This window comes from Streptomyces sp. NPDC057702 (assembly GCF_042799315.1).
In the GTDB taxonomy this organism is placed as follows: domain Bacteria; phylum Actinomycetota; class Actinomycetes; order Streptomycetales; family Streptomycetaceae; genus Streptomyces.
The window spans coordinates 59,819-74,596 of record NZ_JBHVJC010000014.1 but is presented as its reverse complement, the minus strand read 5'-3'; the positions used below and the strand labels follow the sequence as shown (position 1 = coordinate 74,596).

Genomic DNA, 14,778 nt, shown 5'->3' with positions numbered 1-14,778 from the left:
CCCGCACGGCACAGCGCCGCGCGGCAGGGGCCCGACCCTAGAACAGCGGCTGAGGCAGGACGCCTTCCAGCGCGAGGAGCGTGCGCTTCATCTCCAGGCCGCCGCCGAAGCCGCCTATGCCCCCGTCGCTCTCGACGACGCGATGGCAGGGCACGACCACCGGGATCGGGTTCGCCCCCATGGCCACGCCGACCGCGCGGGCCGCGTCCGGCTCACCGGCCCTGACCGCGAGGTCCTGGTAGCCGACCACGGAGCCGTACGGCACGTGCGCCGCCAGCTCACGCAGCACGCGGCGGTTGAATCCCGAGGTCAGGGACCAGTCGAGCGGCAGTGTGAAGTCCTGGAGCTCGCCGTCGAAGTACGCCTCCAACTGCGCGACCGCCGCCGCGACCATCGGGTGGTCGGGCGAGGGAGTGGGTGGCGCGGCCGTTCCCAGCCGCCGCGAGAGGCGGTCGAGGGCGTCAGCGCTTCTCGCCTTGGTGGCGTGGAAGAGCACCTGGACCAGGCCCTGCCCCGTCATGGTGACCAGCAACGGGCCGATCGTCGTGTCGATGACCTGCCAGGCCAGGAAGCGACTCCCGGGCCGTGCCGCCCCGGCTTCCGCCGGGGCCGGCACACCTTCCTGACGCTGGCCGCGCTCCGGCGCGGGCGGTGAGGGGCGTGCCCCCTGCTCCACCTGCTCTGAGATGTTCACGCGTTCAGCGTAGAGCGGCGCACTGACAATCGCCGTTGACTTGGGAAAACGCGTCTGAGCGGAAGAGATTCCGAGGCGCTCCCGCCCGGCGAACCGCCCGAAATCGGGTGCCGGGTCGCGCGTGGACCGTGCGGAACGCCACGGGGTCGGGGGCGCGCGGCTGACGCTCAGCGGTGTGGCGGGACCACTGTGCGCCGGCCGCGCGAACCCGTGCCCGGCGGCGACGGGCGTGCTCCCCGTGCGAGGGAGGACCGGGCCGCGACGCCGGGTGATGCGGAACTCGGTGGTGAGACCGCTGTGGGAAAGGCGTCAGGCCGCCGGCACCGCGTCGCGGACGGGCTTGCCCTTACGGTTCACCGCGTCGCGGATGACGTCGGGCTTGTTGGTGATGATGCCGTTCACGCCGGCCTTGGCGACCTTGACCGCGGTGGCGGCGTCGTCCACGGTCCAGGTGTAGACCTCCAGCGGCTTGCCGTGCGCGCCGCGCAGCGCGTGGACGGCGGCCACGTAGTCGGCGTTGACCGAGCCGAAGTGCGGGTTGATCTGGTCCGTGAACTTCGCGAACTTCGGCAGGTCGGCCACGGCCGGCGTGCCGAGGAAGCCGGTCTTCACGTCGGGCCGCAGCGCGTGCGTGGCCTTGACCGAGTCGGCGTTGAAGCTCTGGATGATCAGCCGGTGCTTGACGTGCTGACGGTTGAGCCAACCCTGCTGGCGCAGCTCGTTGAGGGTCTCGCGCTCGATGTTCGGGTAGAGCTCGGGAGCCTTGAACTCCAGCAGCAGCTTCTGGTGGTTGCGGCTCACCCGGTTCATGTACTGCTTCAGCGTCGGCACGCGCTCGCCGGCGAACTTCGGGCCGAACCAGCTACCGGCGTCCAGCCGCTGGATCTCCTTGAACGTGAAGTCGGCGACCTTCCACGGCGCGCGGTCGGGGAAGACCTCCTCGACGTTGGTGGTGCGGTTGAGCGTAGTGTCGTGAATGACGATCAGCTTGCCGTCCTTGGTCCGCTGGACGTCGTTCTCCACCCAGTCGATCTTCAGCTTGGCGGCGGCGTCGACGGCGGCGAGCGTGTTCTCCGGCGCGTAAGCGGAAGCACCCCGGTGGGCGACGGTGACCGGTCTGTGCGGGTGGTCGGCGGCCTGGGCCGACGCCATGGGCAGGACAAACGCGGACGCGCCCAGCAGCGCGCCGGTGGCCGCGGCGACGGAACGGATGTGCATGTGGACTCCTCGTGTCGGGTGTCTCGGAGACGAGCGGGACGGGCCGAGAGTCCCAGTCGTTCCGTACCGGCAGACGGGCACGGAATGGACAGGAACTGAACGAGAGGTGCGTCGTGTCGTTTGCGGACATACCACTTTCGGAGCGAATTCAGTCAGTTGCCTTACAGGCGTGGGGGATTCGCCTCAGTGCGGGGGCGCGTCGCCTGTACGGCGGCGAGGAGTCGGCCGCCTACCGGGCGGACGGCGCGAGCGGCGAGGGCCCGCCGCGACCGGTCGTCGTGCGCGTCGGGCCGCGCTGGCGCACGTCCGAGGAGGCCGAGTGGTGCCACGCCGTGGCCCGGTGCGCCGCGGACGGGGGGCTGGCCGAGGCCGTGGTGCCGCTGCGAACGTCGGACGGCCGTACGGTCGTCAGGGCGGAGGGGCGGCCCGTCTCGCTGTGGCCCTACGTCGAGGGCGAGTGGGCGGACGTGGCCGACCAGGGGCAACCGGAGCGGGCGGCTCGGCTGCTGGCCCGCCTGCACCACGCGCTCGCCGGAGCGGACGTGCCCGAGCGGCCGGTCGTCTCGGATCTGGCGGTCGGGCTGCGCGGCGAGGTGACGTACCGGGACGCCGCTCTCCATGACGCGCGACTCGACGCGTGGCTGGCGGAGTTCTCCCGGGGCGCGCGGCGGGAGCACCCGTTGCACGGCGACTACTACCACGGCAATCTGCTGGTCCACCAAGGCCACCTGGTGGGCGTGCTCGACTGGGACGAGGCGCTGGTCGCGCCGCCGGAGGTGGAACTGGCGGGCGCGGCCCTGGAGTTCTCGGGGGAGTTCGCCGACGACTGGGCCGCCTGCCGACGGTTCGTGGACGCCTACCTGGCGGAGGGCGGCACGGCCGAGGACGTGGACGACACGACGATGGCCCAGCTGATGCGCCACCGGTTGCGCCGGGAGGCGGCGTACTTCGCCGCCGCGGGCGCGCGCGGCACGCCGCCCGACCAGGAGGACGTGGACTACCACCGGCGGCGCTTGGCGGCCTTCGAGGCGCTGCGGCCCTGAGCGGCGGGCGCCCGACGCCCGTGCTCGGCGCGGCCCGGGGGCACACGGCGCCGGCGGAGGCGCGTCCGAGGCGGCTCGCGCCGGCGTGTCCCGTGCCGGCGACCGGCAGGTGGCAACGCGCGCCGGGCGCGGGCGCCGGGCATCCGGGCAGGCTGCTCGCCGCGTCCGGCCGGGGCGGTCGGGTCGGAGTCGCCCCGCCCGTGGCCCGACCGCCCGTGCCGGAGGGGGTCAGCCGCGCGGGCGCTCGAAGGTGACGAGCAGCCCCTCCACGCCGCCGGGGCCGACGCGCCCCTTCACGTCGGCGGCCGTTATCGCCTTGAGCTGCCAGCCCTCGGCCGCGTACTTGTTCAGCAGATCCTCGACCTTGTCGGGCGACATCTTGCCGCCGATCAGCTTTTCGCGGATCTGGATCACCTTGTACTCGTACATGGACGACAGCCTTTCGTTCGTTGCGCTGGTGCGGCGAATCGGTGCACTGGTGCCCTGATGCGTTCGGATTGATGCGTACAGTGACCGACTGTGTTCGGTGTGGTGGGCCCGGGTAACCGAAGACGCCAGGCCACGTGGCCGTGCCGAGGCCGTTGTCAGTGGTGAGCCGTACGGTGGTTCCATGCGGCCCGTATCTCAGATCCAGCGCAAGGTGGCACCTTTCGAGGTCGTCAGCCCCTTCCAGCCGAGCGGCGACCAGCCGGCGGCGATCACCGAGCTCGAACGGCGCATCCGAGCAGGTGAGAAGGACGTCGTCCTGCTCGGCGCGACCGGTACGGGCAAGTCAGCCACCACCGCGTGGATGATCGAGAAGCTGCAGCGCCCCACCCTGGTCATGGCGCCGAACAAGACGCTGGCGGCCCAGCTCGCCAACGAGTTCCGCGAGCTGCTGCCCAACAACGCGGTCGAGTACTTCGTCTCGTACTACGACTACTACCAGCCCGAGGCGTACGTACCGCAGTCGGACACGTACATCGAGAAGGACTCCTCCATCAACGAGGAGGTCGAGCGGCTGCGCCACTCCGCGACCAACTCGCTGCTCACCCGCCGTGACGTGGTCGTCGTCGCGTCCGTGTCCTGCATCTACGGCCTGGGTACGCCGCAGGAGTACGTCAAGGGCATGGTGCACCTCACGGTCGGCGACGAGCTCGACCGCGACGACCTCCTCCGGCGCTTCGTGAACATCCACTACGCGCGCAACGACCTGGCGTTCACCCGGGGCACCTTCCGGGTGCGCGGCGACACCATCGAGATCTTCCCGGTCTACGAGGAGCTGGCCGTCCGCATCGAGATGTTCGGCGACGAGATCGAGGCTCTCTCCACGCTGCACCCGCTGACCGGCGAGGTGATCTCCGAGGACCAGGAGCTGCACGTCTTCCCCGCCAGCCACTACGTCGCGGGCGCCGAGCGCATGGAGAAGGCGATCACCCGCATCGAGGCCGAGCTGGAGGAGACGCTCGCCCGGATGGAGAAGCAGGGCAAGCTGCTGGAGGCCCAGCGCCTGCGGATGCGCACCACCTACGACATCGAGATGATGCGCCAGATCGGCACCTGCTCGGGCATCGAGAACTACTCGCTGCACATCGACGGCCGTGAGCCGGGCTCCGCGCCGCACACGCTGCTCGACTTCTTCCCGGAGGACTTCCTCCTGGTCATCGACGAGTCGCACGTGACCGTTCCGCAGATCGGCGCCATGTACGAGGGCGACGCCTCCCGTAAGCGCACCCTGGTCGAGCACGGCTTCCGACTTCCGTCCGCGATGGACAACCGCCCGCTGAAGTGGGAGGAGTTCCTCCAGCGCATCGGCCAGACGGTCTACCTGTCGGCCACCCCCGGCAAGTACGAACTCGCCCGTGGCGACGGGTTCGTGGAGCAGATCATCCGCCCGACCGGCCTGATCGACCCCGAGGTCGTCGTCAAGCCCACCGACGGGCAGATCGACGACCTGATCCACGAGATCCGGCTGCGGACCGAGAAGGACGAGCGCGTCCTGGTCACCACGCTCACCAAGAAGATGGCCGAGGACCTGACCGACTACATGGTCGAGTTGGGCATCCAGGTGCGGTACCTGCACAGCGACGTCGACACCCTGCGCCGCGTCGAGCTGCTGCGCGAGCTGCGCGCCGGCGAGTACGACGTGCTGGTGGGTATCAACCTCCTGCGCGAGGGGCTCGACCTGCCCGAGGTCTCGTTGGTGGCCATCCTCGACGCCGACAAGGAGGGCTTCCTCCGCTCCGGGACGTCGCTGATCCAGACCATCGGCCGCGCGGCGCGCAACGTGTCGGGCCAGGTGCACATGTACGCCGACAAGATCACCCCGGCGATGGCCACGGCCATCGAGGAGACCAACCGGCGCCGCGAGAAGCAGATCGCGTACAACACCGAGCGCGGCATCGACCCGCAGCCGCTCCGCAAGAAGATCAACGACATCGTCGCGACGATCGCCCGCGAGGAGGTCGACACCGAGGAGCTGCTCGGCACCGGCTACCGGCAGCCCGACAACGGCAAGGGCAAGGCCCCCGTGCCGGCGCTGGCCAAGCAGTCCACGCGGGGCAAGGCCGGGAGCGGCAGGAGCGCGACGCCGACGGACCGACCGGCGGCCGAACTCGCCGAGCTGATCGAGCAGATGACCGAGCGGATGCGGGCCGCGGCGGCGGACCTCCAGTTCGAGGTCGCGGCGCGGCTGCGGGACGAGGTGGGCGAGCTGAAGAAGGAGCTGCGACAGATGCGTGAGGCGGGACTGGCCTGACAGCGGGCGGGTGGCGGGCACGCCCCCAGGGGCGCGCGAGACGGGGCCGTGTCGCGCCACACCCGGCGGTGTGTTGCAAGAGCGACACAAAGCCGGACGCGGGTGGTCGGAGCGGCGGGCGCAGTGCATAGGGTTCAAGCAGGTCGTACAGACGGGCGACCGGGGAAACGTCGAGAGAGGTACAGCGCGTGACGGTCAACATGTCCAAGGGCCAGGCCATCAGCCTTCAGAAGGCCGACGGCGGCACTCTGACCGCCGTTCGGATGGGCCTGGGTTGGCAGGCCGCGCCTCGCCGTGGCCTGTTCGGGACCCGCACCAAGGAGGTCGACCTCGACGCGTCGGCCGTCCTGTTCGCGGACAAGCAGCCGGTGGACGTGGTCTTCTTCCGGCACCTGACGAGCGACGACGGCTCGGTCCGCCACACCGGCGACAACCTCGTCGGCGGCGCCGGCCAGGGCGGCGACGACGAGTCGATTCTCGTCGACCTGCAGCGGGTTCCGGTGCACGTCGACCAGATCGTGTTCACCGTCAACTCCTTCACCGGCCAGACCTTCGCGGAGGTCGCCAACGCCTTCTGCCGGCTGGTGGACGAGACCAACGGCCAGGAGATGGCGCGTTACACCCTCACCGGTGGTGGGCAGTACACGGCCCAGATCATGGCCAAGGTGCACCGGGCGGGCAACGGTTGGCAGATGACGGCCATCGGTACCCCGGCCAACGGCCGCACGTTCCAGGACCTGATGCCGACGATCGTCCCGCACCTGTAGGACGCCTGGTCCGCCACGCGCGCCACCCGCCCGTCGAGCCGTTCGCTCGTGGGGACCGAGGGCGTCTCGCGTACGCGGACCTGTCGCGCCCCGCGCCGCCGCGTCCCTGGCGGGCCACCTCGCCCGACGGGGGCACGGCCGGCCGCGACGTCGCGACACCCGGGCGTGTGGGGCCCTGCCACGAAGGCGGGGCCCTACCGCGTCCGCACGACCGCCAGGTCGGGCAACCGCACGCCACCGTGGACGTACGCCTTGCGGCGCACCACCCACCCACGCACACCACCGACGAGAGGGCGCAGTGATGACGGCCGAGCTGGTCCGGGGGCAGAACTTCCCGCTGCCTCAGACCCGTTTGGAGGTCCGGATCGCGGCGGGGAAGCCCGTCGTCGCCGGAGCGACACTCGGAGACGACCAGGGAAGGGTGCGCGGTGCCGACTGGGTCGCGCACCCCGCCGCCCCGCAGATACCGGGGCTCGAGGTGTCCCGGCAGGCGGCGGCCGACCACCGTCTCGCGGTGGACCTCGGCGCGATGCCCGAGGCCGTGCACACGGTCACCGTCCTCCTCGCGCTGCCCACCGGAGTGGGCGGACCAGTGCGGTTCGGCGGCCTGGCCGCCCCGTTCGTCGCGGTGACCGACCTGGACGGCGACGAGATCGCCACCTTCACCATCACCGACCTCGACGCGGAGTCCGCCGTCACGGCCCTGGAGCTGTACCGCCGCAACGACGCGTGGAAGGTGCGCGCCGTCGGTCAGGGGTACGCCGGGGGGCTCGCGGCCATGCTCCACGACCGGGGCCTGCCCGAGGCGACGGCGCTGGCCACGGAGATCAACGACGCGGTGGCACGCGGCATGGCCAAGTCGCTCGCGCCACCGCCGGCGACGCCTGCCAACGGCGGTGACGGCCGGTTGCGCACGGCCGCGGCGGGCGGTGGTGACCCGGCCCCGGGAACCGGCACGGGCCCCGCCCCGGCCGGCGCGGACGCCGCGGCCTCCTCGGCGGACGGCCCCGTGAACTACCGCCACCCCGGCCGGCACACCGCCGCGCCGACCCCGCCGCCCGCCGCCCCGCAGCCCGGCCCGGCGGGCCAGCCCCCGCGGCCCGTGGCGGGCGACGCTCCCGGCTGGACGACCGAGGAGCGGCTGTACAACCAGGTCTGGGGCATGTTCGAGGATCTGGCGCGGACCACGGCCGCCTATCGCAGCGCTGTCGACTTCGCGGATTCGCGGATGGAGAAGGAGCTCGACTCGGTCCTCTCCGACCCGCGCACGCGTATCGGGCCGCTCGCCGACGCGGCGCGTGCCGAGGCGCGCGGTCGGCACACGGAGCTCGTGGAGCGGGCCCGTGCGGTACTGGACCGCGACCTGGCCCAGCTCGTCGCCGAGGCCGAGGTGGTGGAGCCGGCGCTGCCGCCCGCCTACGCGCGCTGGAGCAGCCCGGTGTGGCAGGCGTACGAGGTGCCGATGGAGATGCCCATGGCGCTGCGGCTGGGGGACCTGCACCTGCCCGAACAGACGGATCTGCGTATTCCCATGATCGTCCGGCTGCCGTTGGAGCGCGGGCTGTGGGTGGACAGCGGTCGCGGCGGATCTCCGGACGCGGCCATGGTCGACTCCACCGAGCTGCGCCGACTGGCGATGGAGAGTGCCGTCGCGCACGCGGCACGACTGATCGCGGTGTATCCGGCTGGCGAGTTCACGGTGCACGTGATCGACCCGGCCGGCGCGGGGGCCACCGCGCTCACCCCGCTGACCGGCACGGGAGTCCTGGCCGAGCCGCCGGCGGCGGGGGCCCAGGGGGTGGCGGCGGTGCTGGCGAAGTTGACCCAGCGGGTTGACCTGGTGCAGATGGCGATACGCAGCGACGCCGTCGACGCCCTGCCCCGCGACCTGGACACCGCGCAGCAGCTGCTGATCGTCAACGACTTCCCGCACGGGTTCGACGACCGGGCCGTCACCCAGTTGCGGTACCTGGCGGACGAGGGGCCCTCCGTCGGCGTGCACCTGATGATGGTGGCCGACCGGGAGGACGCGCGGGCCTACGGTCCGGTCCTCGACCCGCTGTGGCGCGCGCTGCTGCGGGTGACGCCCATCGCCGACGACCACCTGGCCGACCCCTGGGTCGGGCACGCGTGGACGTTCGAGCCCTCGCAGGCGCCGCAGGGCAGCGAGGTCCTGACGCGGGTGCTCCGCGAGGTGACCCGGGCCAGGGAGTCCTACCGAGGACAGGACATCGCGGACTGACGGCTGACGGGCGCCCTGGCCGCTCGACCACGGAACCACTGGTCGGGTACACCAGGGCGCCCGTGCGTTCTGCGTGTTTAGCTCGCTCTTTACTCTCTTTACTATTCCTTGGCTTTCCCTGTACTCTTCTGTCTGCGGAGGGGAGTACTCCCTGTTGCGACGTTCCCGTCATCACGGACCTTGGTCCCGGGGCGTCGGCCTGATGGGTCGGTGACACGTGTGGCCGACTCAGGCGGAAGAGACCTCCGGCAGCGACGACGCTGATAGTTGCCGTACGCAATCTGCCGGAGGAGCAGTGGACGTTTCCTTGACCATGTGGGTGCTGACCATCGTTGGTCTGTCCGCCCTGATCGCCATCGACTTCTTCATCGGTGGCCGCAAGCCGCACGAGGTCTCCATCAAGGAGGCCGGTATCTGGACGGCGGTGTGGGTCGCCCTCGCCGGTCTCTTCGGGCTCGGCCTGTTGATCTTCGGGGGAGGGCAGCCGGCCGGTGAGTTCACCGCGGGCTTCATCACCGAGAAGTCGCTGAGCGTCGACAACCTCTTCGTCTTCGTCCTGATCATGTCGAAGTTCGCGGTGCCCTCGATTTACCAGCAGCGGGTGCTGATGGTCGGCGTGCTCATCGCCCTGGTGCTGCGCGCCGTCTTCATCGGCGCGGGCGCGGCGATCATCGCCAACTTCGCCTGGGTCTTCTACATCTTCGGCGCCTTCCTCGTCTGGACCGCCTGGAAGCTCATCCAGGAGGCGCGGGCCGAGGAGGAGGACGAGGAGTTCGAGGAGAACCGCTTCCTGAAGCTGGTGGAGCGACGGTTCCCGTCGACCGACAAGTACCACGGCACCAAGCTGTTCGTCGTCGAGAACGGCAAGCGGCTGATGACGCCGATGCTCATCGTGATGTTGGCGATCGGTACCACCGACATCCTGTTCGCCCTGGACTCGATTCCCGCGATCTTCGGCCTCACCCAGGACCCGTACATCGTGTTCACGGCGAACGCCTTCGCCCTGATGGGCCTGCGACAGCTCTACTTCCTCATCGGTGGCCTGCTCAAGAAGCTGGTCCACCTCTCGTACGGGCTGTCGGTCATCCTCGGCTTCATCGGCGTGAAGCTGGTGCTGCACGCGCTGCACGAGTCCGGTGTGAACGTCCCCGAGATCAGCATCCCGGTCTCCCTCGGCGTGATCTGCGCGGTGCTCGTGGTCACCACGATCACCAGCCTGCGCGCTGCGAAGAAGCAGGCCCAGGCGGAAGCCGAGAACAAGAACGGCGTCGACGCCTGAGGGCTCGCACGACCAGGCGCCGCCGGGGCGGGACCCGGCGGCGCCCTCCCGGTGCGCCGGAGCGCGGAGCCCCTGCCGACGCGCGGCGCACGACAGTGCCCCTGGCGTCCACGGACGCCAGGGGCACTGTGTTGTACGCGCTGCCTCGGGGGACGGCTACCAGCCGCGCTCGCGCCACTCGCCCAGGTGCGGGCGCTCGGCGCCCAGCGTGGTGTCCGCTCCATGGCCCGGGTAGACCCAGGTCTCGTCCGGCAGGACGTCGAAGAGCTTGCGCTCGACGTCGTCGATGAGGCTGGCGAACGATCGCTCCTCGCCCCAGGTGTTTCCGACCCCGCCGGGGAAGAGGCAGTCTCCGGTGAAGACGTGCGGGTGCCCATGCGGGTCGTCGTAGACCAGGGCGATGCTCCCCGGGGTGTGTCCGACCAGGTGGCGCGCGGTGAGCTCGACCCGCCCCACGCGGATCGTGTCGCCGTCGTCCACCAGGACGTCGGTCCGCACGGGGATGCCGTCGGCGTCGTGGCGACCCGCGTACGTCCGGGCACCGGTCACGCGGACCACCTCGTCCAGCGCCTGCCAGTGGTCGCCGTGCTGGTGAGTGGTGACCACCGAGGCGATGCCGTCGTCGCCGACGAAGGCGAGCAGGCGCGGGGAGTCGTTGGCCGCGTCGATGAGGAGCTGCTCGTCCGTGGCCCGGCAGCGCAGCAGGTACGCGTTGTTGTTCATCGGACCGACCGCGATCTTCGAGACCATGAGATCGGTCAGTTCGTGCACGTCGGCGGGGCCGCCGACCTCCACCGCTCCGCTGTACGTCATGACCTCAGCCTAGTGGCGGGATCGTGGGCAGCGGGGCGCCCGAGGACAGGTCCGAGCCGTCGGTTCGGCCGGTGAGCCAACCGAGCAGCGCGACGGGCGTACCCTCGACGGTGGTGGGCTCCCTGTCGGTGCGACCAGTGCGCCAGGTGTGCCCGCCGGGAACCGTGAGCGTCAGCGCGGGCACGTCCGCGTGCCCGGCGAACTTACCGCTGGCCAGGAACTCCACCTCCCGCTCCACGAAGTCGGCCGGCAGGTCGGTGAGCTCATAGCCGATGTCCAGGTCAACGTGGTGCAGCTCGACCTCGACGAGGCGACGGAAGGGGAGCCGGGCGGCGCGTTCGGTCACGCCGTTGCGCATGGCGACCACGTAGTCCCACCGGTCCTTGCTCAGGGCCGCGGTCGCCGAATTGAAGCGGAACGCGCTGGTGCGGAGGTCGTCGAGATGTACGGCCATCGGGCGGTTGGCATCGCGGGCGATGTCGGCGTTGCGGGCGTCGTCGTTGGCGTACATCGGGGTCTCGTCGCCGGTGCGCGCCCAGGTGAGGAGGTTCACGATGGCGTCAGCGTTCCGGGCGAGGTGGCCCAGGATGTGGCCGCGGGTCCAGCCAGGCAACCGCGACGGACGGGCGACAGCCTCGTCGTCCAGCGGGGTCACCGCGGTCAGCAGGCGATCGGTGGCAGCCTGCACGGCAGCCGCGTCATGCGCGAAGTCAGTCATGATCCAACGGTAGTCCGCGCCACTCGATCGGGTGAAGGTGGTGGGCTTTCTCCGTTATTCGAATGTGCGTGCTATAGGCTCGTGTGTGGCATCGAACCACCATCTCTCCGGGGCGTCCCCCCTACTCTGGGTTCCGGGGCTCCGCTCCGCTCCGCCTCTCTCAAGAAAGGTGCCGACCGGCGTGGCCGACCGTCTCATCGTCCGTGGCGCTCGCGAGCACAATCTCAAGAATGTCTCGCTCGACCTCCCGCGTGACTCCCTCATCGTCTTCACCGGGCTCTCGGGGTCGGGCAAGTCGTCTCTCGCGTTCGACACGATCTTCGCCGAGGGGCAGCGCCGTTACGTCGAGTCGCTCTCCTCCTACGCACGACAGTTCCTGGGCCAGATGGACAAGCCCGACGTGGACTTCATCGAGGGGCTCTCGCCAGCGGTCTCCATCGACCAGAAGTCCACCTCGCGCAACCCGCGCTCCACGGTCGGCACCATCACCGAGGTCTACGACTACCTGCGCCTGCTGTTCGCCAGGATCGGCAAGCCGCACTGCCCCGAGTGCTCGCGCCCCATCGCCCGTCAGTCGCCACAGGCGATCGTGGACCGTGTCCTGGAGCTGCCCCCCGGCAGCCGCTTCCAGGTGCTCTCCCCGCTGGCCCGCGAGCGCAAGGGGGAGTTCGTCGACCTCTTCTCGGACCTGCAGACCAAGGGGTACAGCAGGGCCCGTGTGGACGGGGTCACGGTGCAGCTCTCCGAGCCGCCGAAGCTCAAGAAGCAGGAGAAGCACACCATCGAGGTGGTGGTCGACCGCCTCACCGTCAAGGACAGCGCCAAGCGGCGGCTGACGGACTCGGTGGAGACCGCCCTGGGCCTGTCCGGCGGCATGGTCATCCTGGACTTCGTGGATCTCGACGAGGACGACCCGCAGCGTGAGCGGATGTTCTCGGAGCACCTCTACTGCCCGTACGACGACCTGTCCTTCGAGGAGCTCGAACCGCGCTCCTTCTCGTTCAACTCGCCCTTCGGCGCCTGCCCGGAGTGCACCGGCATCGGCACCCGGATGGAGGTGGACCCGGAGCTCATCATCCCGGACGAGGAGAAGTCGCTCGACGAGGGCGCCATCCACCCGTGGTCCCACGGCCACACCAAGGACTACTTTGCGCGGCTGGTGGGCGCGCTGGCGGACGCGCTGGGCTTCCGTACCGACCTCCCGTGGGCCGGACTGCCCCAGCGGGCCAAGAAGGCCCTGCTCAACGGACACAAGACGCAGATCGAGGTGCGCTACCGCAACCGGTACGGACGTGAGCGCGCCTACACCACGGCCTTCGAGGGGGCGGTGCCGTTCGTGAAGCGGCGCCACTCCGAGGCGGAGAGCGACGCCAGTCGCGAGCGCTTCGAGGGCTACATGCGCGAGGTGCCGTGCCCGACCTGTGAGGGCACGCGGCTCAAGCCCATCGTTCTCGCGGTCACGGTGCAGGACCGGTCGATCGCAGACATCTCGGCCATGTCGATCAGCGAGTGCGCCGAGTTCCTGCGCGCCCTGAAGCTGAGCGCCCGCGAGAAGACCATCGCGGAGCGGGTGCTCAAGGAGGTCAACGAGCGGCTGCGCTTCCTGGTGGACGTCGGCCTCGACTACCTCTCGCTGAACCGGGCCGCCGGCACCCTCTCCGGCGGCGAGGCCCAGCGCATCCGGCTGGCCACCCAGATCGGATCGGGCCTGGTCGGCGTGCTCTACGTGCTGGACGAGCCGTCCATCGGCCTGCACCAGCGCGACAACCACCGACTGATCGAGACCCTGGTCCGGCTGCGCGACCTCGGCAACACGCTGATCGTCGTGGAGCACGACGAGGACACCATCAAGACCTCGGACTGGGTGGTGGACATCGGCCCCGGCGCGGGCGAGCACGGCGGCAAGGTGGTCCACAGCGGTCCGTTGGCCGAGCTGCTGAGCAACGACGCCTCGGTGACCGGGCAGTACCTGGCCGGCAAGCGGGCCATCCCGACGCCGGACGACCGGCGACCGGTGGACCACGAGCGGCAGTTGACCGTGCACGGCGCACGAGAGAACAACCTCCGTGACATTGACGTGTCGTTCCCGCTGGGCGTGCTGACGGCGGTTACCGGTGTCTCCGGTTCGGGCAAGTCGACCCTGGTCAACGACATCCTGTACACGCACCTGGCGCGTGAACTCAACGGCGCGCGCTCGGTCCCGGGCCGCCACACCCGAGTGGAGGGCGACGACCTCGTCGACAAGGTCGTGCACGTGGACCAGTCGCCGATCGGTCGGACGCCGCGCTCCAACCCGGCGACGTACACCGGCGTCTTCGATCATGTCCGCAGGCTGTTCGCGGAGACGATGGAGGCCAAGGTGCGCGGCTATCTGCCGGGCCGGTTCTCGTTCAACGTCAAGGGCGGCCGGTGCGAGAACTGCTCCGGTGACGGCACCATCAAGATCGAGATGAACTTCCTGCCGGACGTGTACGTGCCGTGCGAGGTCTGCCACGGCGCGCGCTACAACCGCGAGACGCTGGAGGTCCACTACAAGGGCAAGTCCATCGCCGAGGTGCTGGACATGCCCATCGAGGAGGCCCTGGACTTCTTCGAGGCCGTGCCGGCCATCTCCCGGCACCTGCGCACGCTCAACGAGGTCGGGTTGGGGTACGTGCGGCTCGGCCAGTCCGCGCCCACCCTCTCCGGTGGTGAGGCCCAGCGCGTCAAGCTCTCCAGCGAGTTGCAAAAGCGGTCCACGGGGCGCACGGTGTACGTCCTGGACGAGCCGACCACCGGTCTGCACTTCGAGGACATCAGCAAGCTGATCAAGGTGCTGTCCGGGCTGGTCGACAAGGGCAACACCGTGATCGTCATCGAGCACAACCTCGATGTGATCAAGACGGCCGACTGGGTCGTGGACATGGGCCCCGAGGGTGGCAGCGGCGGCGGCCTCGTCGTCGCGGAGGGCACCCCCGAGCAGGTGGCGTCCGTGCCGACCAGCCACACCGGCAAGTTCCTCCGGGACCTGTTGGGCGACCGGGTCAGCGACGCGGCCGTGGCTCCGGCGCGCAAGCGCACCGCGAAGAAGAGCGCGGCGAAGAAGGCCACGGCGGCCACGAGCGTCAAGGCCACGCCCACCAAGGGCACGGCGGCGAAGAAGGCCACCGCGACGAAGGCCACCGCGAAGAAGACCGCGACGAAGCGGACCGCGCGCTAGGCGGCGAGCGGGCCGTGGGTGGCCGCGCCCCCGCCCGACGGGCGCGGCCACCCACCGGCGGCCGGGCC

General features: G+C 70.3%; 11 protein-coding genes. 6 read left to right on the top strand and 5 right to left on the bottom strand.

The features are described 5' to 3' along the window. Window positions 1–37: 37 nt before the first annotated feature. Entirely contained in the window at window positions 38–568 is a 531-nt protein-coding gene (locus ACFVFR_RS12955) for a methylated-DNA--[protein]-cysteine S-methyltransferase (protein ID WP_383700705.1), read from the bottom strand. Window positions 569–1,003: 435 nt separating this feature from the next. Continuing rightward, window positions 1,004–1,912: a glycerophosphodiester phosphodiesterase gene (locus ACFVFR_RS12950; RefSeq protein ID WP_383700508.1), complete on the bottom strand. Its 909-nt coding sequence runs from the start codon at window positions 1,910–1,912 to the stop codon at window positions 1,004–1,006. Between the two features lie 113 nt (window positions 1,913–2,025). On the opposite strand from ACFVFR_RS12950, the gene ACFVFR_RS12945 reads away from it, so the two are divergent. Further along, the gene (locus ACFVFR_RS12945) at window positions 2,026–2,955 is read left to right on the top strand and encodes a phosphotransferase enzyme family protein (protein ID WP_383700506.1); all 930 of its coding nucleotides are present in this window, start codon (window positions 2,026–2,028) and stop codon (window positions 2,953–2,955) included. Window positions 2,956–3,183: 228 nt separating this feature from the next. Here ACFVFR_RS12945 and ACFVFR_RS12940 read toward each other — a convergent pair whose 3' ends face one another. Continuing rightward, window positions 3,184–3,384 carry a DUF4177 domain-containing protein gene (locus ACFVFR_RS12940; protein WP_383700504.1) on the bottom strand — a complete coding sequence of 67 codons (201 nt, stop codon included), beginning with the start codon at window positions 3,382–3,384 and terminating at the stop codon, window positions 3,184–3,186. 181 nt (window positions 3,385–3,565) lie between these two features. On the opposite strand from ACFVFR_RS12940, the gene uvrB reads away from it, so the two are divergent. The 4 genes from uvrB (at window position 3,566) to ACFVFR_RS12920 (ending at window position 9,980) form a co-directional block, all read left to right on the top strand. Next, entirely contained in the window at window positions 3,566–5,692 is a 2,127-nt protein-coding gene (gene uvrB / locus ACFVFR_RS12935; protein ID WP_383700502.1) for an excinuclease ABC subunit UvrB, read from the top strand. A 188-nt stretch (window positions 5,693–5,880) separates the two neighbouring features. Beyond that, window positions 5,881–6,459, top strand: coding sequence for a TerD family protein (locus tag ACFVFR_RS12930; protein WP_383700500.1), 579 nt, complete (start codon window positions 5,881–5,883; stop codon window positions 6,457–6,459). A 301-nt stretch (window positions 6,460–6,760) separates the two neighbouring features. Further along, window positions 6,761–8,701 (top strand): TerD family protein, encoded by a 1,941-nt coding sequence (locus ACFVFR_RS12925; RefSeq protein WP_383700498.1) that lies wholly within the window; start codon window positions 6,761–6,763, stop codon window positions 8,699–8,701. Between the two features lie 295 nt (window positions 8,702–8,996). Next, window positions 8,997–9,980: a TerC family protein gene (locus tag ACFVFR_RS12920; protein ID WP_383700496.1), complete on the top strand. Its 984-nt coding sequence runs from the start codon at window positions 8,997–8,999 to the stop codon at window positions 9,978–9,980. A 156-nt stretch (window positions 9,981–10,136) separates the two neighbouring features. Here the strand turns inward: ACFVFR_RS12920 and ACFVFR_RS12915 are convergent, their stop codons facing one another. Together ACFVFR_RS12915 and ACFVFR_RS12910 are read right to left on the bottom strand one after the other, a co-directional pair. After that, a complete protein-coding gene (locus ACFVFR_RS12915; RefSeq protein ID WP_383700494.1) occupies window positions 10,137–10,793 on the bottom strand; it encodes an MBL fold metallo-hydrolase in 657 nt (218 codons plus the stop codon). A 4-nt stretch (window positions 10,794–10,797) separates the two neighbouring features. Further along, a complete protein-coding gene (locus tag ACFVFR_RS12910) occupies window positions 10,798–11,511 on the bottom strand; it encodes a maleylpyruvate isomerase family mycothiol-dependent enzyme (RefSeq protein WP_383700492.1) in 714 nt (237 codons plus the stop codon). A 181-nt stretch (window positions 11,512–11,692) separates the two neighbouring features. Between ACFVFR_RS12910 and uvrA the strand changes: the two genes are divergently transcribed. Further along, a complete protein-coding gene (uvrA, locus tag ACFVFR_RS12905) occupies window positions 11,693–14,710 on the top strand; it encodes an excinuclease ABC subunit UvrA (RefSeq protein WP_383700490.1) in 3,018 nt (1,005 codons plus the stop codon). Window positions 14,711–14,778: the final 68 nt, after the last annotated feature.

Coding starts and splice junctions, on each gene's coding strand:
- ACFVFR_RS12950 (WP_383700508.1), bottom strand. CDS start 1,912: ATGCACATCCGTTCCGTCGCCGCGGCCACCGGCGCGCTGCTGGGCGCG.
- ACFVFR_RS12940 (WP_383700504.1), bottom strand. CDS start 3,384: ATGTACGAGTACAAGGTGATCCAGATCCGCGAAAAGCTGATCGGCGGC.
- uvrB (WP_383700502.1), top strand. CDS start 3,566: ATGCGGCCCGTATCTCAGATCCAGCGCAAGGTGGCACCTTTCGAGGTC.
- ACFVFR_RS12925 (WP_383700498.1), top strand. CDS start 6,761: ATGACGGCCGAGCTGGTCCGGGGGCAGAACTTCCCGCTGCCTCAGACC.
- ACFVFR_RS12915 (WP_383700494.1), bottom strand. CDS start 10,793: ATGACGTACAGCGGAGCGGTGGAGGTCGGCGGCCCCGCCGACGTGCAC.
- ACFVFR_RS12910 (WP_383700492.1), bottom strand. CDS start 11,511: ATGACTGACTTCGCGCATGACGCGGCTGCCGTGCAGGCTGCCACCGAT.